The 24,723-nt window shown below is 47.8% G+C and carries 13 protein-coding genes; 7 read left to right on the forward strand and 6 right to left on the reverse strand.

The genetic code is table 11. The annotated features are described in order from the left end of the window. Nucleotides 1-17 precede the first annotated feature (17 nt). On the reverse strand, nucleotides 18-1,691 hold the full coding sequence (locus BLR32_RS05910) for a PNGase F N-terminal domain-containing protein (RefSeq protein WP_245705367.1): 1,674 nt from the start codon (nucleotides 1,689-1,691) through the stop codon (nucleotides 18-20). 108 nt (nucleotides 1,692-1,799) lie between these two features. Further along, nucleotides 1,800-2,396 (reverse strand): NifU family protein, encoded by a 597-nt coding sequence (locus tag BLR32_RS05915; RefSeq protein ID WP_089829478.1) that lies wholly within the window; start codon nucleotides 2,394-2,396, stop codon nucleotides 1,800-1,802. A 261-nt stretch (nucleotides 2,397-2,657) separates the two neighbouring features. Between BLR32_RS05915 and BLR32_RS05920 the strand changes: the two genes are divergently transcribed. Continuing rightward, complete coding sequence (locus BLR32_RS05920) at nucleotides 2,658-4,217, forward strand: glycoside hydrolase family 10-like protein (protein WP_089829480.1); 1,560 nt, start codon at nucleotides 2,658-2,660, stop codon at nucleotides 4,215-4,217. Nucleotides 4,218-4,287: 70 nt separating this feature from the next. Here the strand turns inward: BLR32_RS05920 and pafA are convergent, their stop codons facing one another. The 4 genes from pafA to BLR32_RS05940 all read right to left on the reverse strand — a co-directional run bounded on the left by pafA (nucleotide 4,288) and on the right by BLR32_RS05940 (nucleotide 10,111). Continuing rightward, nucleotides 4,288-5,928, reverse strand: a complete 1,641-nt coding sequence (gene pafA / locus BLR32_RS05925; protein WP_089829481.1) for an alkaline phosphatase PafA — start codon at nucleotides 5,926-5,928, stop codon at nucleotides 4,288-4,290. 207 nt (nucleotides 5,929-6,135) lie between these two features. Further along, entirely contained in the window at nucleotides 6,136-6,876 is a 741-nt protein-coding gene (locus BLR32_RS05930; protein WP_089829483.1) for an MIP/aquaporin family protein, read from the reverse strand. 67 nt (nucleotides 6,877-6,943) lie between these two features. Further along, nucleotides 6,944-8,482, reverse strand: a complete 1,539-nt coding sequence (gene glpK, locus BLR32_RS05935) for a glycerol kinase GlpK (protein WP_089829486.1) — start codon at nucleotides 8,480-8,482, stop codon at nucleotides 6,944-6,946. A 60-nt stretch (nucleotides 8,483-8,542) separates the two neighbouring features. Further along, the gene (locus BLR32_RS05940) at nucleotides 8,543-10,111 is read right to left on the reverse strand and encodes a glycerol-3-phosphate dehydrogenase/oxidase (protein ID WP_089829487.1); all 1,569 of its coding nucleotides are present in this window, start codon (nucleotides 10,109-10,111) and stop codon (nucleotides 8,543-8,545) included. Nucleotides 10,112-10,431: 320 nt separating this feature from the next. On the opposite strand from BLR32_RS05940, the gene BLR32_RS05945 reads away from it, so the two are divergent. The 6 genes from BLR32_RS05945 (at nucleotide 10,432) to BLR32_RS05970 (ending at nucleotide 24,723) form a co-directional block, all read left to right on the forward strand. Next, nucleotides 10,432-11,202 carry a DeoR/GlpR family DNA-binding transcription regulator gene (locus tag BLR32_RS05945; RefSeq protein ID WP_089829489.1) on the forward strand — a complete coding sequence of 257 codons (771 nt, stop codon included), beginning with the start codon at nucleotides 10,432-10,434 and terminating at the stop codon, nucleotides 11,200-11,202. A 757-nt stretch (nucleotides 11,203-11,959) separates the two neighbouring features. Further along, nucleotides 11,960-16,489 (forward strand): glutamate synthase large subunit, encoded by a 4,530-nt coding sequence (gene gltB / locus BLR32_RS05950; RefSeq protein WP_089829966.1) that lies wholly within the window; start codon nucleotides 11,960-11,962, stop codon nucleotides 16,487-16,489. A gap of 29 nt (nucleotides 16,490-16,518) precedes the next feature. Next, nucleotides 16,519-17,994, forward strand: a complete 1,476-nt coding sequence (locus tag BLR32_RS05955) for a glutamate synthase subunit beta (RefSeq protein WP_089829492.1) — start codon at nucleotides 16,519-16,521, stop codon at nucleotides 17,992-17,994. Between the two features lie 172 nt (nucleotides 17,995-18,166). Then, nucleotides 18,167-18,751, forward strand: coding sequence for a hypothetical protein (locus BLR32_RS05960; protein ID WP_089829493.1), 585 nt, complete (start codon nucleotides 18,167-18,169; stop codon nucleotides 18,749-18,751). Nucleotides 18,752-18,787: 36 nt separating this feature from the next. After that, nucleotides 18,788-19,402, forward strand: coding sequence for a hypothetical protein (locus tag BLR32_RS05965; RefSeq protein WP_143011370.1), 615 nt, complete (start codon nucleotides 18,788-18,790; stop codon nucleotides 19,400-19,402). A gap of 254 nt (nucleotides 19,403-19,656) precedes the next feature. Next, a complete protein-coding gene (locus BLR32_RS05970) occupies nucleotides 19,657-24,723 on the forward strand; it encodes a translocation/assembly module TamB domain-containing protein (RefSeq protein WP_143011371.1) in 5,067 nt (1,688 codons plus the stop codon).

Genomic DNA, 24,723 nt, shown 5'->3' on the forward strand with positions numbered 1-24,723 from the left:
TCCCAAAGTTATACTGCTTATTTATCTCCTATCAGACAGCCGGAAACATTCCAGGCGCTGAAGCTGTTGCCTTCACGCTCTCCCAGCGGGATCTTCACTTTAATGATATGTTTTCCCGGTGTCAGATCGGGTAGGGGAATCGTAACGGGTTCTGTTACACCGCCCGGACACCAGTTAGATCTGCTCAGATCAGAAGAGGCCAGCCCGTTCACAAAATTGGCAGTAGCGGGGTTTGATAAACGAAAGTTTCCGCAGTCTGTACGCCATGGAATGAAATGATATACCCGCGTACCGTCTATGAAGATCTCGTTCAGCTTTTTGTTGAACTCATCTCCACCGCCCCAGCCACCATGACCGGTAGTAGTATAACGCAGGCGCAGGTTCTTTAATCCTTCAGGAATGGTTACAGTTACCTGCAGGGAATCCTTTCCGAACATAGTACCATACTCCTGGTCCGCCATTTCCATCAGGTTGGTGGTATTGAAAACAGGCATTACCCAATGTCCAGCAGTAGTATCTTTCTGGTCGCTGTCTGCCGGATAGTATTTCAGACGCAGGCTCACCTTATGGCCACCTTTGTCGTAGTTGCCGATGTACACACCCAGCCATACTTCTCCCTGCAAACGGGGCAGCAACTCAGTGATATCCTGGCGATACACGGCAGAATCAGCCCACTGGTAGCCTTTTATCTTCACTTTCTCATTATAATAATTGATGCCGAAAGGAGTGAAAAAGCGCATCAACTCTATGGTTGGCAGATAGTTGTCTGTTGCTGCAACGCCACGGTATTTCTCATGATAAGCAGGCAGTTCTTTTACTCCCTTTTTCAGACCATCCAGGAAAGAGATCTTTTTATCTACGGGAATCATAAAGACTGATCCGGTACGATCGTAGGAGTCGCCGTTGGAGTATTCCGCCACTTCCGCAAACAGTGTAACATCCATGGTTTCAGGCAGTTTCACCTTTTTAAGGATAACAGTTCCTCCTGCATAATGGTAAGTCACATTCTCCTGCTCATCAGCAGGGTCATTAAATTTATTTCCCCAGCTGATCTGTTCCTGGTTGAAGATGTGCAGGGTGTTGAATCTGTTCTCAATAACCTGTCGCAGGTAAGTGGCATCGTCCACCATTGATCCCATCGTAGCCGGCCATTTCAGTTCTTCGTCCTTGATATTCCGTACGTCAACTTTTGTGGCAATGTATTCGGAGGTACCATTACGCAATGTTCTCAATATCAGACCCAGACCAGGAGCAAAACCCTGCACAGGCGTTCCTTTATAAGGCAGGGCATCGGTATACCAGATCTCAATACTGTTGGAGCGCACCTTTACCTTGGCTTTCTTACAGGGATATCCCAGCACGGTATCTATTCCCGGCAGCAGTTCCGGCTGATCATACGCGCTGAAAGCTTTTTTGAATGTCAGCAGTTGCCCTTCTTTATTGGTGATCATCTGGTAGGTAGCCTTTCCTTTGTTGTCCAGGAACTGCCGTTCTTTCTGCACAACGCTGTTCAATGCCTGGTAACTGGCCTTGCTTCCCTGGATGACGAGTTTTAGATTTCCCTCAGGAACATCTTTTCCGTTATAGCGAAAGCTATAGGTGATTTCAGCTCCTGGCTTTTCTTTCCCCGATTGTGCCTGTATTCCTCCCGTTATTAACAGGGCGATCCACAGTAATGAGTGTTTTTTCATAAGTATAAAATGTTTCCGAATAAGGGCTAAAGATATACCAGGGACAATAAAAAAGCACAGTCTAAAGACTGCGCTCTTTTTTAACACTATCATTCTCTCAACTATGGCTTATTCTGCTTCTGCCACCACTTCCTTTACTTCAGGGATCATACGCTTCATCATGCCTTCAATACCGGCTTTCAGCGTGATCATGGAAGAAGGGCAACCTGAACAGGAACCCTGCAGCATCAACGTCACAGTACCGTCTTCGTAATCTTTGAACTGGATAGCGCCACCATCCATCTCTACTGCTGGTTTAACGTAGTTTTCAAGTAATTCCTTGATACGTTTTACCACATCAGTATCATCCGCACTTACTTCATTGGTAGCGGCAGCCTTTGTTACCACGATTTCCTCTTCGTTGATAACGGGACGGTTATCTTCCAGATATTCTTTCAGGAAGGCTTTTATAGTAGGTATAATATCGTTCCAGTCAGTGTCAGGAGTTTTTGTCAGCGTAATAAAATTAGCCATAATAAAAACGCCCCTTATGAACGGGAAGCTGAACAGCTCGACTGCCAGAGGAGATGGCTTAGCGCTGGCCTCATCCGGGAAATCGATGTGCTTACCTGGGTACAACAGCTTGTTAGCCACAAACTTCATTGTTTCCGGGTTTGGCGTCATTTCCGTATATATGCTGATAATGGGATTGCCTGTTTTAATCATGTTACTCTAAACTTTTTGATGGAACAAAGGTAGCAACTTTCGTCCACATACCCAGTGGAATCAACGGTTTTCCATATCGAATTTTACAATAGGGATATAGAGGAATTTTAAATCACATATGTTTTTTGACCTTTTTATCCCCATTCCGGCACCGTTTGTGCAGCATTATCAACTTCATGGCCGGCAGTCTGTTACTCCGGATTGCTTAAATGAATGGTTTTGTTATTTTCGCAGTTTTTCAGGTCTTAACCTACATACCAGATGGTCAAGTATTTATTGGGAGTTGCGCTGATACTGACAGGCATCCTCAACCAGGTCAAAGCACAACTGCCACCTAAACGGGAATTTCGTGCAGTATGGATTGCCACGGTGGAAAATATTGACTGGCCTTCCAGGAAAGGATTGCCGGTTGAGATACAGAAACAGGAATTTATCAATCTCCTCGATAAACAGCAGCGTAACGGCATGAACGCCGTTATCGTGCAGATCCGTCCGGTAGCTGACGCCTTCTATGATTCACCATTTGAACCATGGTCTGAGTATCTGAGCGGCGTACAGGGACAGGCGCCCAATCCGTATTATGATCCGCTGCGCTTTATGCTGGAAGAGACCCATAAACGGGGTATGGAATTCCATGCCTGGTTCAACCCCTACCGCGCCGCTATCAGCACAGGAAAGAATGCTGTTGCTCCCAATCACATCACCCGCATGCGGCCTCAGTGGTTCGTCAATTTTGATGGTAAAAAGTATTTTGATCCGGGTATTCCGGAAGTACGTGAATATGTTACCCAGATCATCCGGGACGTTGTACGCCGCTATGATATAGATGCCGTACACTTTGATGATTATTTCTATCCTTATCCGGTTGCCGGCAGGGAGTTTCCCGATAACAGCTCCTACCGCCAGTATGGCCGTAATATGCAGAAAGACGACTGGCGCCGCTGGAATGTGGATACCATTATCCAGATGGTGAGTAAAATGATCAAGGAAGAAAAACCCTGGGTGAAGTTTGGCATCAGCCCATTCGGCATCTGGCGGAATAAAATTAAGGATCAGGATGGCTCTTATACCACAGGACTCTCCAATTACGACGACCTGTACGCTGACGTTCGTAAATGGCTGCAGAATGGCTGGATTGATTATGTAGCGCCGCAGCTATATTGGGAGCGGGGGCACCGGGCTGCCAACTACGAACTCCTGCTTAACTGGTGGGCACAGCATGGTTATGGCCGCAATGTGTATATCGGCCAGGGAGTATACCGTATCCGCAGTAATGCCGCCTGGAGCAATCCGGCAGAACTGCCTATACAGATCACAGAACTCCGCACCCTTAACACCATCCACGGAAGCGCCTTCTATAGTAATAAATCATTCAATGGCAATCCTTTGGGATTTGAAGATACCCTGCGCAATCACTTTTACCGTTACCCGGCCCTGCGTCCCGCTATGCCGTGGATAAACCTGCCAGCGCCATTGCCGCCTTATTTTATAGATGCTTTTGAGAGAATGGATGGCCTGCATCTTTATTGGGCAGATGACGATACTTCTGGTCGTACACAACAGTATGTGCTATACCGCTTCAACGCCAACGAATCTATCAATCTGAATGATCCTACCAAAATACTGGCTATCGTACAACAGATGCCTGACCCGCAGTTCATCGATTATTCCTATGTGAAGGGAACGCTTTACACTTACGTGGTTACAGCGTTGAACCGGCTGCAAACCGAAAGCTGGGCAAGCGATCCACTATACATGAGAAAGTCTGGAAAGAAGACCTTATTTGTGTTTGATCCTGAGCCAGCCGGCAGATATCAATAACATATTAACACATAAAAAAGCGGGGAACATGTTAAACATGCTCCCCGCTTTTTTTATCAGTCATGATCAATTACTTATTATATACTGCCTGTACCGGTTTTCCCACGGCGCCATTCGGCATCTGGATGTGTAGCATAGCTGCAATAGTTGGTGCAATATCCGCCATACTCACCACATCGTTGGTCGCTCCGTGTTTCACATGCCAGCCCATGAATACCAGCGGGAGATGAGTATCATACGGGTTCCAGTTGCCGTGGGTGGTACCCTTATCAGACCCGGAATACCAACCCGGCTCAGGGATAATCACCACCGCTCCACAACGTTTGGAATTATATCCGTTGGCGATCATTGCCTTGATGGGTTCTGGTATCGGACTGTTACCCAGGTTATCCACATCCGCAGCAAATTGTACACCTGGCAGCTTTTGCAGATACTGAACAGCCACTTTCTTTATCGCATCATAATCAAGCTTCTGTGCTGAAATGGTTTTCAGGTCGAACCCAATATGATAGTTTTCTGAATTCACGGCCAGTTTATCCACACCAAAGTGTTCTTTCAATACAGCATTCAATCCTGTCATCATTCTGCTGTCTGGCAGTCCGGCCGGGATCTTGTACTCTTTCATAAATCCTACGGAGTTGGCAGCGCCATGATCGGCAGACAGGAATACCAGGTATTTGCCTTTGCCCAGGCGCTGGTCCAGGTAGTGGAAGAAGGCCGCCAGGTCTTTATCCAGACGCAGATAGGTATCTTCTACTTCGATGGAATTAGGCCCGTATTTATGCCCCACATAATCTGTTGAAGCACAGTTGATAGTAAGGAAATCTGTTACCATATTGCTACCAAGATTATATCCTTCAATGGCTGCTTTTGCAAATTCCAGGGTAAGTGTATTGCCGGACGGCGTAGTACGCAGGCTTCCTTTATCCTTCTGATAAATATCCTGCATGTTGTGCGGAAAAGTAGCTGTTGTTTCTCCGCTGAAAATGCCTTCCCATTTTACGTTATCCTCCGTACTCTGAACGTAGGTGTTGATAGGATACAGCGTTTCCCAGGGTTTTGACATCAGCTGCGCCGGCAGTTGACGAGCGTTAAACGCCTTCACCCATTCCGGCAGATCCTGCATATAATAAGAGCTGGTCACAAAGCTGGCGTTGCTGTCATCCAGCCAGAAAGCGCCATTAGCGGTATGGCCTGCTGGTAGGATAGAAGCCCTGTCTTTCAGAGATACGCCCACTACCTTTGACCGGAAGTTAGTAGCTATTCTCAGTTCGTCGGTAATCGTAGAGGCCAGCAGGTTACGGGGAGACATTTTGCCGGCATCAGTGGTGGTTCCTACCGGCTGTACGGTTGTATCCTCTGTACAATACCAGTGGCGACCGCTTACCTGGTCGGTCCAGTCATTGCCTGTGATGCCGTGAATAGCGGGTACAGAGCCCGTGTAAATGGTACTGTGACCCACCGCCGTAAAAGAGGGAAGATGAGTAATGAAAGTATTCTCACAGGAAAACCCTTCAGACAACATTCTCCTGAATCCGCCGGATTCATAGCGGTCGTAATACCGGTACAGGTAGTCCCAGCGCATCTGGTCAACAACAATCCCTACAACTAACTTTGGACGATCCTCCGGTTTCTGGGCAGAAACAGCAACTGCCTGCAACATAGCGCCAGCGAGCACCAGTGCAGACAGTGAATGACATAGTTTTCTCATGATAAATAATTTCAACAACAAATAAGTCCTGACTATTAACGCTTTCGGTTATTTAAGGTTGTCAAATTATCCATCCTTTCAAAATTAAGTTTGTGCAAATAGTACCAGCGGGAATATAACAGGATAAACACCTTGTTTCTTCTCTGCTTGTTCTCTGCGTCTTCTCTGCTTGTTCTCTCAGGCAGGGAAACCACCGACTCCTGATCATTAACTAGCGACCGGTTGCAGGCATAAGTACAATACTGCCGCAATAGCAGCTCCTATAAACGGACCAACCACAGGTATCCAGGCGTAGTCCCATCCGCTACCTTCTTTCCCTTTTACCGGGAGAACAGCATGCATGATACGCGGACCTAGATCCCTTACAGGATTGATCGCATATCCGGTAGTGCCCCCGAGCGACAGCCCTATGGCCAGTACCAGCAAGGCAACCGGCAAGGCTCCCAGTGAGCCCATTCCCACCGGCGTCTTCTCTTTCCCTAATTCCGCTCCGGTAAAGTAAAAGATGGTGAATAGCAGTACGAAGGTGCCTATCACTTCACTGGCAAAATTGCGCCCGTTATTCCTGATAGCAGGCGCTGTACAATAACAGGCCTGTATCAATCCCGGGTCAGCAGTAATATCCAGGTGATCTTTATAATAGAACCATACGAGAAAAGCGCCCGTCATGGCGCCCAGTAACTGCGCCACTATAAAAAGGAAAACTGCCGACCAGGCAAACTTGCCGGCGATAGCCAGCGCCAGCGTCACCGCAGGATTCAGGTGTGCGCCGCTGTAAGGACCGGCCACCACCACACCTACAAATACGGCCAGGGCCCAGCCGGTCGTGATCACGATCCAGCCGCCGCCGTTGCCTTTTGTCTTGTTGAGAATAACATTTGCTACTACGCCATTGCCCAGCAGTATCAGTAACATGGTTCCCAGAAACTCTGCTAATAAAGGGTGCATCGAGAATTATTTTTATCAGTTTTCATTAGTCGTGGTGCGGGATGATATCCCAGATCATCCACAGTTATTATTGGCTTACAACAACGTCTTCCTGTGCCGAGAATTTCGCCCAGGCCTTTACCGCCTTTACAGCATGGCTCCAGCCTTTGATCCATTTGTGCACATCCTCTTCTTTACCTGCCGGGGTGAAAGAATGGTCTACCTGCCACTGGCGGGCAATTTCCTCCTGATCTTTCCAGAAACCTGTTGCCAGTCCGGCCAGATAAGCGGCGCCCATCGCCGTTGTTTCCGTAATCCTGGGGCGTATAACCTTGGTTCCCAGTATATCAGCCTGGAACTGCATCAGCAGGTTGTTGTTGGTTGCTCCGCCATCCACGCGCAGTTCCTTTATGCTGATACCGGCGTCTGCCTCCATCGCGCGTAGCACTTCCATAGTCTGATAGGCAATACTCTCGAGCGCTGCCCTTGCAATATGCGCCGACGTTGTACCCCTGGTCATGCCCACCAGCGTACCTCTCGCATGCTGGTCCCAGTGCGGAGCCCCCAGACCTGCGAATGCAGGTACCAGGTATACTCCGTCGTTATGAGCCACCTTCGCCGCCAGGCCTTCCACCTCGGAAGAAGACCGGATAATGCCCAATCCATCGCGCAGCCATTGTACCACAGCTCCCGCAATGAAGATGCTGCCTTCCAGGGCGTATTCCACTTTCCCGTTTATTTTCCAGGCAATCGTAGTAACGAGGTTGTTCTGTGAAAGGATAGGCAGTTCACCAATATTCATCAGCATAAAACATCCCGTACCATAGGTGTTCTTTACCATACCGGGGGAGGTGCACATCTGCCCGAACAGGGCCGCATGCTGGTCGCCCGCAATACCGGCAATAGGAATCGTTACTGAGAAAATAGAGGATGCTGTTTCCGCGATCAGCTCACTGGACTGCTTCACTTCCGGCAGCATCGTAGCCGGAATATCAAAGAGGGACAGCAATTCTTCGTCCCAGCTTTGTGTATGTATATTAAATAACATCGTCCGCGAAGCATTGGTAATATCTGTCGCGTGTGTTTTTCCTTCTGTGAGGTTCCATACCAGCCATGCATCCACGGTGCCGAAAGCCAGTAATCCTTTGGATGCTTTTTCCCGGGCACCGTCCACATTATCCAGGATCCATTTCACTTTCGTCGCGGAGAAGTAAGCGTCAATTACAAGACCCGTCTTTTCACGGATCATCTGTCCATGGCCTGCTGCTTTCAATTCATCACAATAGGCGGCAGTACGGCGATCCTGCCAGACGATGGCATTGTGCACGGGTTTCCCTGTATGGCGGTCCCACACAATGGTAGTTTCCCGCTGATTAGTGATCCCAATGGCCGCAATGTCTGTTCCTTTCAATCCGGCTTTGGCTACTGCTTCGGCAGCAACGCCTAACTGGCTGGACCAGATCTCGCTGGCATCATGCTCCACCCATCCGGGGGAAGGGAAGATCTGCCTGAATTCTTTTTGGGCTACAGATACGATGGCGCCGGCTTTATCAAAGATGATTGCCCTTGAGCTGGTGGTACCCTGATCCAATGCCAGGATGTACCGGGTTATTTCCTTTTCCTTCATATAGCAAACACGTGAAATTTAACGGATGTGGAACTATGATTTATGTTGTTGATGTTCTGATCACTGCAGGAGATAATGTGCTGCTATCGCTGTAAAGGTTTTCACCTGCGCATCCTCCCAGGTCTTATCTTTCCCCAGTTCCGCTGCCAGTATAGCGGCAACGGCAGGGGCCATCTCCACAGCAGCACGGGCATCCAGCAAGAGTGCCCGTAATCTTCTGGACAAGACATCATCTACGGTACGGGCCATTTCCTGCTGCACCGCCCAGACCACCTGCGCCTCAATATAAGGCAACCGGGGATGCAATTGTTTAGACAACTTAGGATTAGCTTTTATCAGGGCATTGATCTGCTCTGCATCACTGCCATATACGTCTAGCGGGGCAGGAGCGGGAGCCGCTGTCGTATATCCGTGAATGTGCAGGCCTTGCGTTGTACAGGGAACAGCTGCCAGTTCACCGGTAGCGATGGCCGTATCCACGGTATCTTCCGCCATTTTGCGGAACGTGGTCCATTTTCCGCCTGTAATGGTAATAAGTCCTGAAGTGGCGGTAATCACCTTATGGCTGCGGGATATTTCCTTGGTGCTATCGGTATCTTTCTGTGGAGCGGCCAATGGTCGCAGGCCCGCATATACGCTCAACACATCTGCGCGGGTAGGCGCTTTTTGCAGGTAACTGCCAGCAGTCTGCAGAATGAAATTGATCTCTGCTTCGAGCGCCTGTGGTTCCAGGCTATGGTCGTTCAGTGGCGTATCTGTTGTACCTACCAACACTTTCCCATGCCAGGGCAGGGCAAACAACACACGTCCGTCCGCTGTTTTCGGAATCATCAATGCGCTGCTGCTGTTCAGGAAACTCTTATCCAGTACAAGGTGTACTCCCTGACTGGGACGGATAGTGGGCCGGGCACCTGGTTCATCCATCTGCAGTACTTCGTCGGCAAATACACCGGTCGCGTTGATCACCGTTTTAGCCTGGAAATCATATGTTTCTTCTGTTTCCATGTCCTTCGCGCTTACCCCGTTTATTTTTCCGTTGCCGTTTTTCCGGAGACTGGTCACTTTAAAATAGTTCAGCAGTACGGCTCCTTTTTCGGTGGCTGTCTGTGCCAGGTTTATTGCCAGACGGGAATCGTCAAACTGTCCGTCGTGATAGACAATACCACCTTTCAAACCTTCGCGACGTATAGCCGGCATGGCTTTGATAACCTTCTGTCGCCCAATAACGCGGGAGGGGCCGAGGCTAAGTCTACCGGACAGCAGGTCATATAGCTTCAGGCCTATACCATAGAAAGGGCCCTGCCACCATTTATAGTACGGGATGATGAATTCCTGGTCGTGTGCAAGATGTGGCGCGTTAGCCAGCAGCAATCCTCTTTCGTACAGGGCTTCTTTTACCAGTCCTACGTCACCCTGAGCCAGATAGCGCACCCCTCCATGCACCAGTTTTGTACTACGGCTGGAGGTGCCTTTGGCAAAATCGGACTGTTCCAGCAGGAGAGTATGGAAGCCCCGCTGAGCGGCATCCATAGCAATGCCTAATCCGGTAGCGCCACCACCGATTACAATAATATCCCAAACGACTGTTGCCGTATTGCCTAGCTGTTGTTTAAAGGTTAACCTGTTCATTGTGAGGAATATGCTTTATTTTCTTTTAATTAGTTTCGGTTTATTTCATTCTCGTCCGCAAAAAATAGAGCGGGTGCTGGCCTTCCCGTAAACCGAAAATAAATATTTTGCTCGTTCCTTTTCAGGAAGTTAATGCATAAACGCGCATTTATACATGATATTCTTCACTTTTTACTAAATATTTTTTCTGATGCAATGTGTTAAATTCAACAACATGAAAGTACTTTTGTAACGAATTGGAAGAAGGCATAACTGTATTTGTTCCAAATCTGTTTAAAACATGTAATGCTTTTTTCTACAACTGCTAATTTTTTGCCCATATGTCAATGATCAATATTGCAGAAAGACACAAATACATTCTTGACCGTTTAGCTGAGAAAGGATATGTGAATGTAGTTGACCTCTGCAAGGAACTGGATGTTTCCGGTGTTACCATTCGTAAAGACCTCAAACTGCTTGAAGACAAGTCTCTTTTATTCCGTTCACACGGAGGCGCTACAGTGAACAATCCCTACATTAACGACAAGCCTGTTAATGAGAAGGAAAAACTGCGCCGCGAGGAAAAGAACAATATTGCCATTGCAGCAGCCGGCATGATAGCCCCGAATGATGCCATTATTATCTCTTCAGGAACTACCGCGCTGGCATTGGCCAGAAATGTCCATCCTAAAGGACATCTCACAGTGATCACTCCCGCACTCAACGTAGCACAGGAGCTGCTTCGCCATCCGGAGATCGAAGTATTACAGCTGGGAGGTATTGTACGTAACAGTTCTTCCTCAGTAACAGGCACCTATGCCGAAAGGATCCTGGCCGACTTCTCCTGTTCCAAATTATTCCTTGGCCTGGACGGTATTGATATCGAATTCGGGCTGACTACTACTAATCTCCTTGAAGCACAGTTGAATCAACGCATGGTAGCTGCAGCTCAGAAGACGATTGTACTGGCAGATTCTTCTAAATTCGGCCGTCGTGGTTTTGGAAAGATCTGCGATCTGGAAGATGTGGATGAGATTATTACGGATACCGGTATTTCGGCGCATATTGTAAAGGCGCTGGAGGAGATGGGGATAAACGTCACCATCGTTTAATCTATTTATCATTATATACATTGTACCGTTGACGGGTCCGGTTTTTATTGCCGTGCCCCGGGTGCATTTTATGGCGTTATCCCGGGGGTTGCACCCATTGTACGTCATCCGGGGGTTTGCGCGCGTTATACGTCATCCGGGTTGCACCCGTTATACGTCTTCCCGGGGTTGCACCCCGCGCTACAAACACTGAGACCCCTGCCGGGGTCTATTGTCGCGAATGGTTTCATTGGCTGTTACATGGATATAAATAGGGTTCAACCCTATCCGGATTAAGGCGAGATTCAGTAGAGGTTCGTTCCGATAAGCTTTGAGATAACCTTATCCTTCCTTGATCTTCCCTTTTAAAGGGAGCATTAAGGGAGGGTAAGGTTATCTCAAAGCTTATCGGAACGAATCTCTATTATATCTCTATCGAACCCACAAGCCTCGTTATTGTCTCAATCCACCCATGAAGGGGTAAAATCACTGCTCACTTTCTCCGCAAACCCCTCTTACCCTCAACACATTAAACATTTTCGTCACCCAACAAGCCCCTCGCTGGCCCAAATATGGTCACATATTACCCGTCTACTTATTTAATTCTAACAAATGCCCATACTTTTTTAATCTTTTCTAATTTTTAGTGGTTATACAAAAACTTTCGTAAAAAATGCCGGTTTCCTTTAGTATCTTTATACCGTTCCCGATAAATTACGGTACCTCAACCGCCCAGAGTAAGCGGGGAAGGTGTGCCAAGGTCAAAAAATCTAAACGAATGCAAGAAGTGAAGCAATTGCAAGGACTGTATCACCCGGATTTTGAGCATGATGCATGCGGAACAGGCTTTACTGCCCACATCAAGGGCCGTAAATCGCATCAGATCATCCGGGATGCGTTGACCATGTTGGAAAACATGGAGCACCGCGGTGCATGTGGTTATGAGCAAAACACCGGTGACGGGGCTGGTATCCTGATCCAGCTGCCACACGAGTTCCTGTACGACGAATGCCTTAAGATAGGCATTAGCCTCCCTGAATTTGGAAAATACGGGGTAGGCATGATTTTCTTTCCGAAAGAGCCTCGCTGGCGCGAAGAGTGCCGTGAGATCCTGAACCGAGCGGCCGAGAAACTGGGACTGGAAATACTGGGTTACCGTAAGGTGCCGGTACGCCCGGACGGTATTGGTGAAGGCGCACTTTCTGTTGAACCGGAAATTGAACAGGTATTTATTGCCTGTCCTTATCATATTACGGACAATGATACTTTTGAGCGTAAACTCTTCGTACTGCGTAACTACGTTTCCAAAACCGTTCGCAACACCGTACCGAAAGAGAAAGCGCTTTTCTACATTCCTTCCCTTTCTACAAAAACGATCGTTTATAAAGGTCAGTTAACAACTTACCAGGTACGTCATTATTATGCTGACCTCAGCGATGAGAAGATGGTATCTGCATTTGCACTGATCCACTCCCGTTTCGCTACCAACACTTTCCCAAGCTGGCGCCTGGCTCACCCTTACCGCTACATTGCGCATAATGGTGAGATCAACACCCTGAAAGGAAACCTGAACTGGTTGAGAGCAGGAGAGAAGGACTTCGTTTCCAAATACTTCTCACAGGAAGAAATGGACATGATCCTCCCTCTTGTGGAAGAAGGTCAGTCTGACTCTGCGAGCCTGGATAACGTAGTGGAACTGTTGCTGCTTACCGGCCGCTCACTGCCACACGTGATGATGATGCTGATCCCTGAAGCCTGGGATGGTAACGAGGATATGGACCCTGTGAAGAAAGCGTTCTACGAATACCACGCTTCCCTCATGGAGCCATGGGATGGTCCGGCTTGTATCTCCTTCACAGATGGTAAGATCATCGGTGGTACCCTGGACCGTAACGGTCTGCGTCCTGCCCGCTTCGTTATCACTAAAGATGACCGCGTGATCATGGCGTCTGAAGCTGGTGTACTCCCAATCGATCCTAAAAATGTAAAAGAAAAAGGCCGCCTGCAGCCTGGTAAAATGTTCATTGTGGACATGGAACAGGGTCGCATCATCGGTGATGAGGAACTGAAACAGAATATCTGTTCCCAGCAACCTTATGGCGAGTGGCTGAATAAATATAAGATCCGCCTGGAAGAACTGTCTGAGCCAAGGGTTACTTTCACCCACCTGGAACACGATCAGATCTTTAAATATCAGCGCGCGTTCGGTTATTCTACAGAAGATCTTGAAACCATCATCGCGCCAATGGCCCTCGATGGTAAAGAACCAGTAGGCTCAATGGGTACGGATGCTCCGCTGGCCATCTTAAGTGATCAGCCGCAGCACCTGACCAGCTATTTCAAACAGCTGTTCGCACAGGTAACCAACCCGCCAATTGATCCGATCCGTGAAAAGCTGGTAATGTCACTGGCTACCTATGTAGGTAACAATGGCAACCTGCTGGACGAAGATCCGCTACACTGTCATGGTCTGGCGCTTCGTCATCCGATCCTGACCAACTTCGAACTGGAAAAGATCCGTAGTATAGATACCGGTTTATTCCAGGCCAAGACCCTCCATACTTACTTCAGAGCCGACGGTAAACCAGGCTCCCTGGAAAAAGGCCTGCAGCGTCTGTGCCGTTATGCGGTAGATGCTGTGGAAGATGGTTTCGAAGTGATCATCCTGTCTGACAGAGCGATCGACTCAGAACATGCCGCTATGCCTTCCTTACTGGCTGCATCTGCTGTACACCACCACCTCATCCGCAAAGGATACCGTGGTCAGGTAGGGCTGATCGTAGAAGCGGGGGATGTTTGGGAAGTGCACCACTTCGCCTGTCTGCTGGGCTTTGGCGTAACTGCCATCAACCCATACCTGGCGCTGAGCACGATCCGTGACATGAAGCTGAACGACAAACTGGAGACTACCCTGGATGTAGATAAACTGAAGAAGAATTACATCAAGGCTGTATGTGACGGTTTGCTGAAAGTATTCTCTAAAATGGGTATCTCCACCCTGCAATCATACCAGGGTGCACAGATATTTGAAATATTAGGTATCAACCGCCAGGTAGTAGATAAATATTTCACCGGCGCAGTGTCCCGTATACAGGGTATGGGCCTCGATGAAATAGCCCGCGAAACACTGGCTAAGCACTGGATGGGTTACGGCCGTAAGGAAACACCTGTACAGCGTCTTACAACCGGCGGTATCTACCAGTGGAAGAGAAAAGGGGAATTCCACCTCTTCAATCCGACCACCATCCACCTCTTACAATATGCTACCCGTATGGGCGATTACAGCATATTTAAGAAGTATTCCAAAGCGGTGAACGACCAGAGCGAAAAAGCGGCCACCCTACGTAGCCTGTTCGCTTTCAAACGTACCCGTCCTTCTGTTCCGCTGGAAGAAGTTGAATCAGCTGAAAGCATCCTGAAGCGTTTTGCTACCGGTGCGATGAGCTTTGGTTCCATCTCCCACGAAGCACACTCCACACTGGCTATCGCGATGAACCGTATCGGTGCAAAGAGCAATACCGGTGAGGGTGGTGAAGACGAAATCCGTTACGAACAGCTGCCAAATGGAGATAGCATGCGCTCATCCATCAAGCAGGTGGCAAGTGCCCGTTTTGGTGTAACAAGTAATTATCTGACAAACGCGGACGAGCTCCAGATCAAGATGGCACAAGGTGCTAAACCTGGAGAAGGCGGACAGTTACCTGGACATAAAGTAGATGACTGGATCGCTAAGGTGCGTCACTCTACACCAGGTGTAGGTCTGATCTCTCCTCCTCCGCACCACGATATTTATTCCATCGAGGACCTTGCTCAGTTGATCTTTGACCTGAAAAATGCTAACCGTGCCGCACGTATCAGTGTAAAACTGGTATCCAAGGCTGGTGTTGGTACCATCGCTGCCGGTGTTGCCAAAGCAAAAGCGGACGTAGTACTGATCTCCGGTTATGACGGTGGTACCGGTGCTTCTCCGATCAGCTCTATCAAACATGCGGGTCTGCCATGGGAACTGGGTCTGGCTGAAACACACCAGACATTGGTAAAGAACAAACTGCGTAGCCGCGTAGTGGTACAGACCGATGGTCAGCTGAAAACCGGCCGTGACATCGCTATCGCTGCTCTGCTAGGTGCAGAAGAGTGGGGTGTGGCAACTGCTGCACTGGTAGCAGAAGGATGTATCATGATGCGTAAGTGTCACCTGAATACCTGTCCTGTAGGTGTAGCCACCCAGGATCCTGAACTGCGCAAGCGCTTCAACGGTGATGCTGAGAATGTAGTGAACCTGTTCAGGTTCCTGGTAGAAGAACTCCGTGAGATCATGGCGGACCTTGGTTTCCGTAAGGTGACCGAAATGGTAGGCCAGGTGGACAACCTCCAGGTACGTGAAAACATCTCTCACTGGAAGTACAAACAACTTGATCTGTCTCCGATATTATATAAAGAACCTGCTGACGCTGAAACTGGCCTGTACAAACAGGAAGAACAGGATCATGGTATCGGCGAGGTGATTGACTGGCAGCTGCTGAAATCAGCACAGCCAGCGTTGGAGAAAAAATCCCGTGTATTCCACCAGTACAACATCAAAAACACTGACAGGGCTGTAGGTACCATCCTCAGTAACGAAATATCCAAACGTTATGCAGGAGCAGGCCTTCCGGAAGATACTATCCACTACAAGTTTGTGGGTTCTGCCGGACAAAGTTTCGGTGCTTTCAATACTAAAGGTGTAACACTGGAACTGGAAGGGGAAGCAAATGACTACTTCGGTAAAGGTTTATCCGGTGCAAAACTGATCCTTTATCCTTCTCCGGAAGCAGGCTTCAAAGCGGAAGAGAATATCATCGCAGGAAACGTTGCCTTCTATGGCGCCACCTCCGGTGAAGCTTACATCCGCGGTAAAGCCGGTGAACGCTTCTGTGTACGTAACTCCGGCGCTACAATCGTAGCAGAAGGTGTGGGCGATCACGGTTGTGAATATATGACGGGAGGTAAAGCAGTGATACTGGGTGAAACCGGCCGCAACTTCGGTGCAGGTATGAGTGGTGGTATTGCCTATATATATGATGTAAAAGGTGTGTTTGCAGGACGTTGCAACAAGGACATGATTGACCTGGATCCGCTGGACCAGCAGGATGCTGCTGAACTGCAGGACCTGATCACCAAGCATCATGCATATACGAACAGTACTGTGGCCAAGTTCATACTGAAAGACTGGGAAAACCAGCTGCGCCACTTCGTGAAAGTGTTCCCGAAAGAGTACAAAGCTGTACTGAGCGCAAGCAAGACGGGAGCACAGCAGGTAGAGAAGTAGTAACATTCTAACATCTAAGACAAGAGACAATGGGCAAACCAACAGGATTCCTGGAATTTACACGGGAACTGCCGGGCAAAACTCCAGTAACGGAGAGAGTCCAACACTATAACGAATTCGTAGAGAAGTATTCAGACACAAAACTGAATGAACAGTCTGCACGCTGTATGAACTGTGGCGTACCATTCTGTCACAGTGGTTGTCCCCTGGGCAACGTGATCCCTGAGTTCAACGATGCGGTGTATCAGAAAGACTGGAAAGAAGCTTATGAAATATTAACCAGTACCAACAACTTCCCGGAATTTACAGGCCGTATCTGTCCTGCTCCGTGTGAAAGCGCCTGTGTACTGGGTATCAATCAGCCTCCGGTAGCTATCGAAGAGATTGAGCGTCACATTATCGAAATTGCTTTTGACAAAGGACTGGTACAGGCTAAAACGCCAAGAGTACGTACTGGCAAAAAGATTGCGGTGATCGGTTCCGGTCCTGCAGGTCTGGCTGCCGCTGCTCAGCTGAACTATGCCGGCCATAGTGTGACTGTATTTGAAAGAGATGATGCTCCGGGTGGTCTGCTCCGTTACGGTATCCCTGACTTCAAACTGGAAAAATGGGTAATAGACCGCCGTATTAAACTGATGGAAGAAGAGGGCGTTGTGTTCCAATGCAATGCAAACGTAGGTGTGAATGTGAGCGTGAATGATCTGCTGCGTGAATACAATGCGATCGTACTGGCAGGTGGATCTACTATTCCACGTGACCTCAGCATCCCTGGCCGTCAGCTGCATGGTGTACATTATGCGATGGATTTCCTGAAACAACAGAATAAACGTGTAGCCAACCGTCCTGTTTCCGGTCATGATATCCTTGCCGGCGGCAAGAATGTTGTAGTAATAGGCGGCGGTGATACCGGTTCTGACTGTGTAGGTACTTCTAACCGTCATGGAGCCATTAGCGTAACCCAGCTTGAGTTACTACCGAAACCTCCGGGAGAGCGTACACCATATATGCCGTGGCCTACTTATCCAATGGTGTTGAAAACCTCTTCCTCTCATGAAGAAGGCGCTGAGCGTCAATGGGCAATCGGTACGAAAGAATTTGTCGGTGATGAGAAGGGCAACCTGAAAGGGCTGAAAATAGTGAACCTCGAATGGGCACTGGGTCCCGACGGCAGACCAGGCGGCTTCAAAGAAGTGCCTGGCAGCGAACAGGAAATCCCTTGTGAATTAGCCTTCCTGGCGATGGGCTTCTTACATCCTCAACATACCGGCCTGCTGGACGAGCTGGGTGTAGAAAGAGATGAGCGTGGCAATGTGAAAGCCGGTGAGAAAGCCTTCCAGACTACCATACCAAAAGTATTTGCTGCCGGCGATATGCGCCGCGGACAGTCTCTGGTGGTATGGGCAATCAGCGAAGGACGTGAGTGTGCCAGAAAAGTAGATGAATTCCTGATGGGCACATCACAACTCGAAAGTAAAGACGATTCCCTGCAGGCACTGGCTGTATAAGCTACCAATGCCGCAGAGAACATGCTATAAAAATATCAAAGAGTCTCATAAGCAGGTTTAGATTTTGTTGTAACCTTCAGCCGGGCCGGGTTTTTACCCGGCCTTTTGCATGCCCTCAGACCGTTGCCGTTTTTGGTTTATATTTACAGTATAATTTATCCCAGAGATCCCTATGAGAGCACTTCTACTGTCACTGGTTGCCGGCATGTTCCTGCTACCTGCTTATGCCCAGAAAAAGATCAAACTTGCATCCGTGGACAAAAAACTTGATAGCGTCAAGCACTATCATAAGATCCTCATTGTAGGAGAAGGAGGGATGCAGTCCCGGATGTACATGGATCATCTCTCTCCGGAACTGATCAAAGAACTGAAAGCGCATAACATTGAGTGTAAATATGAATACCTGGGAGACCCTCATAAAGTGGATACTGATTACGCACTGAAGAAAGCGGAAGCCTGGCCCCATGACGCTGTGCTCCGCTTTTACCCGCTTGCCGCCACTGAAAATTTGAGCACACATTATATAAACACTGCTCCTATGATGACTCACACCGGAGCCATGTCTTATACAGGATCCGGATCATTAAATGAATATTACCTGGTTGATGATTTTGAAATTTTCCTGACTGAGGGTCCGGAAACAATATGGTCTGCACGTTTGTCCACCAGCATTGAAATGGGAAAAAACACCGTGTACAAAAGGATCCGGAAAGTGATACTCGATGATATGGCGAAACAGAACGTGTTGACACTCTAATATCCTCCTTCTGAAAAACAGTACATTTGTATTCTTATGAGGCAATTGGTACTTTCTATTATGTTATGCACAGGCCTTGTGCAATATTCTTCCGCACAGGTAGGCACTTCAGTTTACGATACCCATCAATACAAAAAAGGGATCTATAAAACTTTCCAGGAGTTCAGGGCAAACACACCATCCATTACCGGAACAATTACTGTAAAGAACAGAACCCCTGCCGCACAGGTCTACCTGCTGTCGGCTCCTAATGAGCTGAACCTGGTAGACTCTACAGGGAAAGAACAGAAAGTGAAAAAATACTGGGGATATTCAGACGGCGCCTCCATTTACATAAAAGATAACGGGCTGAATAAGCTGGAAGAGATCGGGTATTATTGCCTGTATCGTATCCATTCCATTACCTCCGCTACGCCCAACCGGGCCACAGGAGGTATGGTCTTTGAAAACACGCCTCCACAAACGGCCGATAAGAGAGTATTGAACCTGGTAACAGGAGATGTATACGACCTGACAATGTTCAATATGCGCAAGTATATACTTAGTCAGGACACAGCATTGCTGCGGGAATTCAATGAAGACAAACAGAACAAGAACAGATTGGTATATTATATTCAGAAGTTCAACCAGCGGAACACTCCATCCTGGTAATATCAATATCCGGCATTTTATTTAAGCGCCCTCTATTCCCTCATTCCCCGGTTGTTACCAGGGGCTGGAAACACGCAGCTCCTAAAGGAGCCGGTCTGCGCAACCTTTCCTCCGTTTTCAATTTGATCTGTGACTGGAACTTTTTTATACCTTCCAACTCAGCAGGTATAGTATTTGTTTGTTTACCCTAGTAAGCATACGTACCCTAAAGCATTTTATTTCAGTAAATTACTGTATAAGTAACCTTTTTCATAGTGACAGATCCATCTACAAAGGAAGAAAAACATCATCATGGTCGTCCCTGGTGGCGGTGGGTATTGTGGGGGCTTGCAGTCCTCCTGATACTCCCTGTAATGGTGATATTACTTTTACAACTGGAGCCTGTGCAGGACTACATTCGCCGGCAAGGAGAGCTGTATCTGCAAAAGAAGCTGCACACACAGGTGCGCATAGGATATCTCCGTGCGCGTGGATGGCGGTATCTCGAACTGAAGAATGTATATGTTGCCGACAAGTCATCGAAGACTTTGCTGTTTTCCGGCTCGCTAAAAGTGAGATACAATTTGTTGGCATTTATCAACAATGAGTTGCAAGTCAACGGCCTGGAATGGGATTCTGTTCTCATCAATGTTTACCGTAATCAGGGGGATAGCACCTATAACTATCAGTTCGTTGTAGATGCCTTCGGCCCCAAAGACACCACACCCGACACGCTTTCTGAAGAGACAGGCTCTTCCCTTCAGTATCATCTTAAAGACATTAGCCTCCGGCAGGTGCGGCTTCGCTTTGCCGACGCAAAAGAAGGGATGACCGCTATTGTACATTTCCGGGAATTGCATATAGATCCGGATGACTTGTTGCTGGACGAGGGCTTGTATGCATTCCGGGGCATTGAACTGGATGGTTTGAAAGGCTTATATACACAGGGCTACCGTCCTAAAGTGCTTACGAATACAGCACCTCCACCAACACCGGCAGATACAGCCAGTACGCCATTCCACCTGTTGTTGAAAAAGCTACATATCAAAAACAGCGCTTTCCTCTATTCAGATGAGGCCAGTGGTCTTGCCACCGTCTGGCGTATCAGTGATTTCCAATTGGTGAACTCAAGCATTGACCTGGACTCAACCCTGGTGCAGATAGGAGATCTGCGCATTGGCAAAACAACCGGTTCATTTACCCTATCATCACCAAAAGATACTTCTGCGCCAATACCTTCCGACAGTGTTCCGAACACCTGGAAAGTGCTGGCCACCAAGGCAGAGTTGGAACACCTGGATTTCAAATTTGATAATAACGCGGCACCACCGCCAAGAGGAACGGGGAATGATCCGGACTATAATCATCTCCTGCTCTACAACCTCAATACCTCACTTTCCAATATCCTTTATAAACCCGATACCATCAGCGCCGTACTTAAGAAGCTGGAAGCCAGGGAGAAATCAGGTTTTGCCGTAAAAGAAGCGCGTTTCAATGTGTTGTTCACTCCTCAATCGCTGGCATTGCAGAACATGCTGGTGCAAACAAATAGGAGCCTGCTCAGAAAACAAATTGCAGTAACGGTGCCATCCTGGTCTACGCTTTCTGAGAATATGGATCTCTTACAACTCCGCGCCAATATTGACTCTTCTCATATCTCCCTGGGCGAGTGGCTGCCTTTCGTTCCTGATTCGCGCCAGAATCCATCAATGAAACCATTGTGGAACAAAGAGATAGATGTAACAGCAGTATTAAAAGGCAGCCTGGGAAAACTGATCATAGAAACATTGCGTATAGCAGATAACGTTGGCAACCGCATTCGCACCAACGGTGAAATTGAACATGCAACAGATGTAAACCGGCTCTATGCAAATCTGCCTTCTGTATATATTCAATCTGGTAATAAACAACTAAGATCCTGGTTACCAGCAGGTACGCTACCGGATACCCCGCGCTTGCCGGAACAGATGCTCATTACAGGTAAGATGCTTGGCGGTATGCAGGACATGAAAACACAGCTGCAACTCACCAGTAGTTCAGCCAATGCACAATTGTCTGCACATCTGGTAAATATCATGGATAGTATCCGCGCCCGTTATGATGTAACGGTGGCCTCTTTTAAAGTCAATCCGGGTGTTCTCCTGTATGATACCACAATGGGCTGGATCAGCGGACGACTGTCAGCCTCCGGACAAGGATATACTTTCCCAGGTATGGTGGCCTGGGCAAACGTCAACCTGGATGCAGCTACTTATAACAGGTATACCTATCGTGATATAGCCATGACGGCCAATATAGACAAGCGGCAGTTACAAGCGCAGGGCCAGAGTAACGATACCAGTATCACACTCGCTTTTGATGTCAATGCTTTATTAAATGATACCAGCGTACAGTCTTTGCAGGCCTCCCTTCAGATGGACAAGGCAGACCTGCATACAACCAACTGGTATAGCGAGCCGCTGGTCCTCAAAGGAAACCTGACAGCAGATTTCAGTAGTCTTGCGCCTCAACGCCTGGTGGGTACTGCTCTTTTAGATAACTGGCAGATTGCTACAAACGGACAGGTATTTCCACTGGATACTATTGCACTCATTACCAAATACGAAGACCAGCAGTATATCTCGCTGACTGGCCCCTTTGGATTTATTAACGCCAATGGCAATATAGACTATACGAAAGTAGGCAGCGCTTTCAGTCAGCTGATTAACAAACCATTGCAACCATACGATAGTGCCAGATTGGTGCAACTACCTGCGGGACAAACACTGTTCTGGAATGCCTCTTTAACCTGGCCCCGGAGTCTCAGGAATATGGCGCCCAGTCTCAGGATGGAATATCCACTGCTTATTAACGGACGCCTGAACTCCGACAGTAGTCTTTTGGTGCTGAACGCCAATCTGCCTAAACTCTCTTATGATTCCATGCGCGTTGACAGCGTAAAGCTGATTGCTCAGATACATGACACCTCGCTGAATGCGACCCTGGATCTTGCTCAGTTGTATCATAAAATTGCTCCGCTAAATCATACACAATTAAAAGCCAATGCAGTAAGTGGCAAACTGGAATGGGACCTCTTGCTGGATGATACTAAGCGTAAGCCAAAATATAAAGCCGGTGGTTATGTTACCTTCCTGCCCGCCAATGCTATGGACCTTTCCCTGAAAACGGATCTCTTGCTGAACAGGCAGCAATGGAAAGTGGATGAGAATAACCATATTCACATCATCAATGGAGGACCTGACACGGCTCAGCTGACACTTTCTTATCAAAACCAATCGATTCAGATACAGACCTTAAGAGATAGCGGCCAGGGAAAACTGCCTCCGTTAAAGACAACTATCAAAGATTTCAAATTATCCACCATTACAGCGTTGCTGTCGTCGGATACACTACTGGCAAATGGCTTACTGAATGCAGAAGCCCTGGCCAGTAACCTCGATAATTCTCCAATAATAAAAAGCACCCTAAAAGTAGATTCTCTCGTTTTCAGGGGAACGCCTGTGGGTACACTGGAAGCAAACGTGGAAACGCCACAGCCTAACCAATATAAACTTACGGCCAATCTCACTGGCAATCAGAATGATGTAAAAGTAGACGGCATCTACGATTCAACTATCAATGCGAAGGTGGATATCAACAACCTCAATATGGCATCTCTCGAAGCCTTTACTTTCGGGAATGTAACACGTATGCACGGTAGCGCAGATGGACAGTTCACTATTACAGGCACTACTGACAAACCAAAAGTGTTAGGAACACTGCATTTCAATGATGCCGGTGGTACTATCACCTATGTCGGCGCCAACCTGCGCCTGCCGGATGAAACCATCACGATGGACGAGAAAGGGATTGCATTTAACCAGTTTGTAGTTGCCGACAGTCTTGACAATGAATTGGTTGTAGACGGTCGTATCAATACGCCGGATTTCAGCAATTACAATTTCAATCTTGATATCAACTCGGAGAACTTTATGGTACTGGGGAAACAACAGGATCCCCAGCAATTATATTACGGTCCGGCGTTTATAGATACCCGTATCAGAGTACGTGGTAATCTTGATCTTCCCAGAGTTGATGCCAGTGTGAAACTCAGGGACAAATCCCATGTGACTGTTACCCTGCCTTCCGAAGAACCTGGTGTAGCAAACAGGGAGGGGGTTATCATATTTGTGGATAAGTCCAATCCGGTGGATTCCAGTCTCTTTAAAGCAGTAGACAGCACCAAATTCCAGAATCCACGTCTGAAGGGCATCAACTTTTCCGGTAATATAGAGATCACTCCAGAATCCATTCTCAAGATCATCATTGATCCTGTAAATGGTGATTTTGTAGAGGCACAGGGAACAGCCAATATCAATGCCACCCTGGACGCCAGCAGTAAAATGACACTTACAGGGCGTTATGAAATAAGTGAGGGAAAGTATGAAATGTCCCTGAATCAGCTGATCAAGCGCTCTTTCAGTATAGAAAAGGGTAGTACTATTACTTTCAGTGGAGATGCCATGGAAGCAGACCTGGATATTACAGCCCGCTATACTGTCAATGCCGCAGCAATTGATCTGGTACAAGACCAGGTGACCAACTTATCAGAAACAGACAGGAACAGGTACCGGCAAAAATTGCCTTTCTATGTATATCTCCGTATCAAAGGGCAGATGATGAAACCAGAGATCTCTTTTGAGCTGGACATGCCCGAAGCGGAACAGAACGCCTTTAGCGGAAGTGTGTATAATCGTCTGAAACAGATCAACCAGATTCCTTCTGAATTAAATAAACAGGTGATGGGATTACTGGTAATGAATAGCTTCATTCCAGAAGATCCGCTAGCCAGTGATGGTGGCGGCAGTGGCGATTTTGGTGTACGTAATATGGCGCGCCAAAGTGTAAGCAAGATCCTGTCACAGCAGTTAAACAACCTGGCGGGCAATCTTATTAAAGGCGTAGACCTGAATTTTGACGTAGAGTCCAAAGAAGATTATTCCACCGGCTCAGCCCAGGAAACCACCAATCTTAAAGTAGGCGCCTCCAAGAAATTGTTCAATGAAAGGCTTTCCGTTTCTGTTGGCTCCAATGTGATGTTGCAGGGAGAGAACCAGGCCAACCCATCAACCCTGGTGGGTGATATTTCTGTAGAATATAAACTGACAAAAGACGGTCGTTACCGGGTAAGAGTATATCAGCGCAATGATAACAGTACGGTCATTGAAGGCCAGGTAGTGGAAACGGGCGTTGCTTTTGCGCTCATTATGGACTACGATGAATTCCGTGAAATACTCCACAGTGTTAAATCCCGGGAGAAAAAAGCAAGGCTCCGCAATAAGAAAACTGTCAGCAAAAAATAA

Source organism: Chitinophaga filiformis (assembly GCF_900102545.1).
Lineage (GTDB): Bacteria > Bacteroidota > Bacteroidia > Chitinophagales > Chitinophagaceae > Chitinophaga > Chitinophaga filiformis.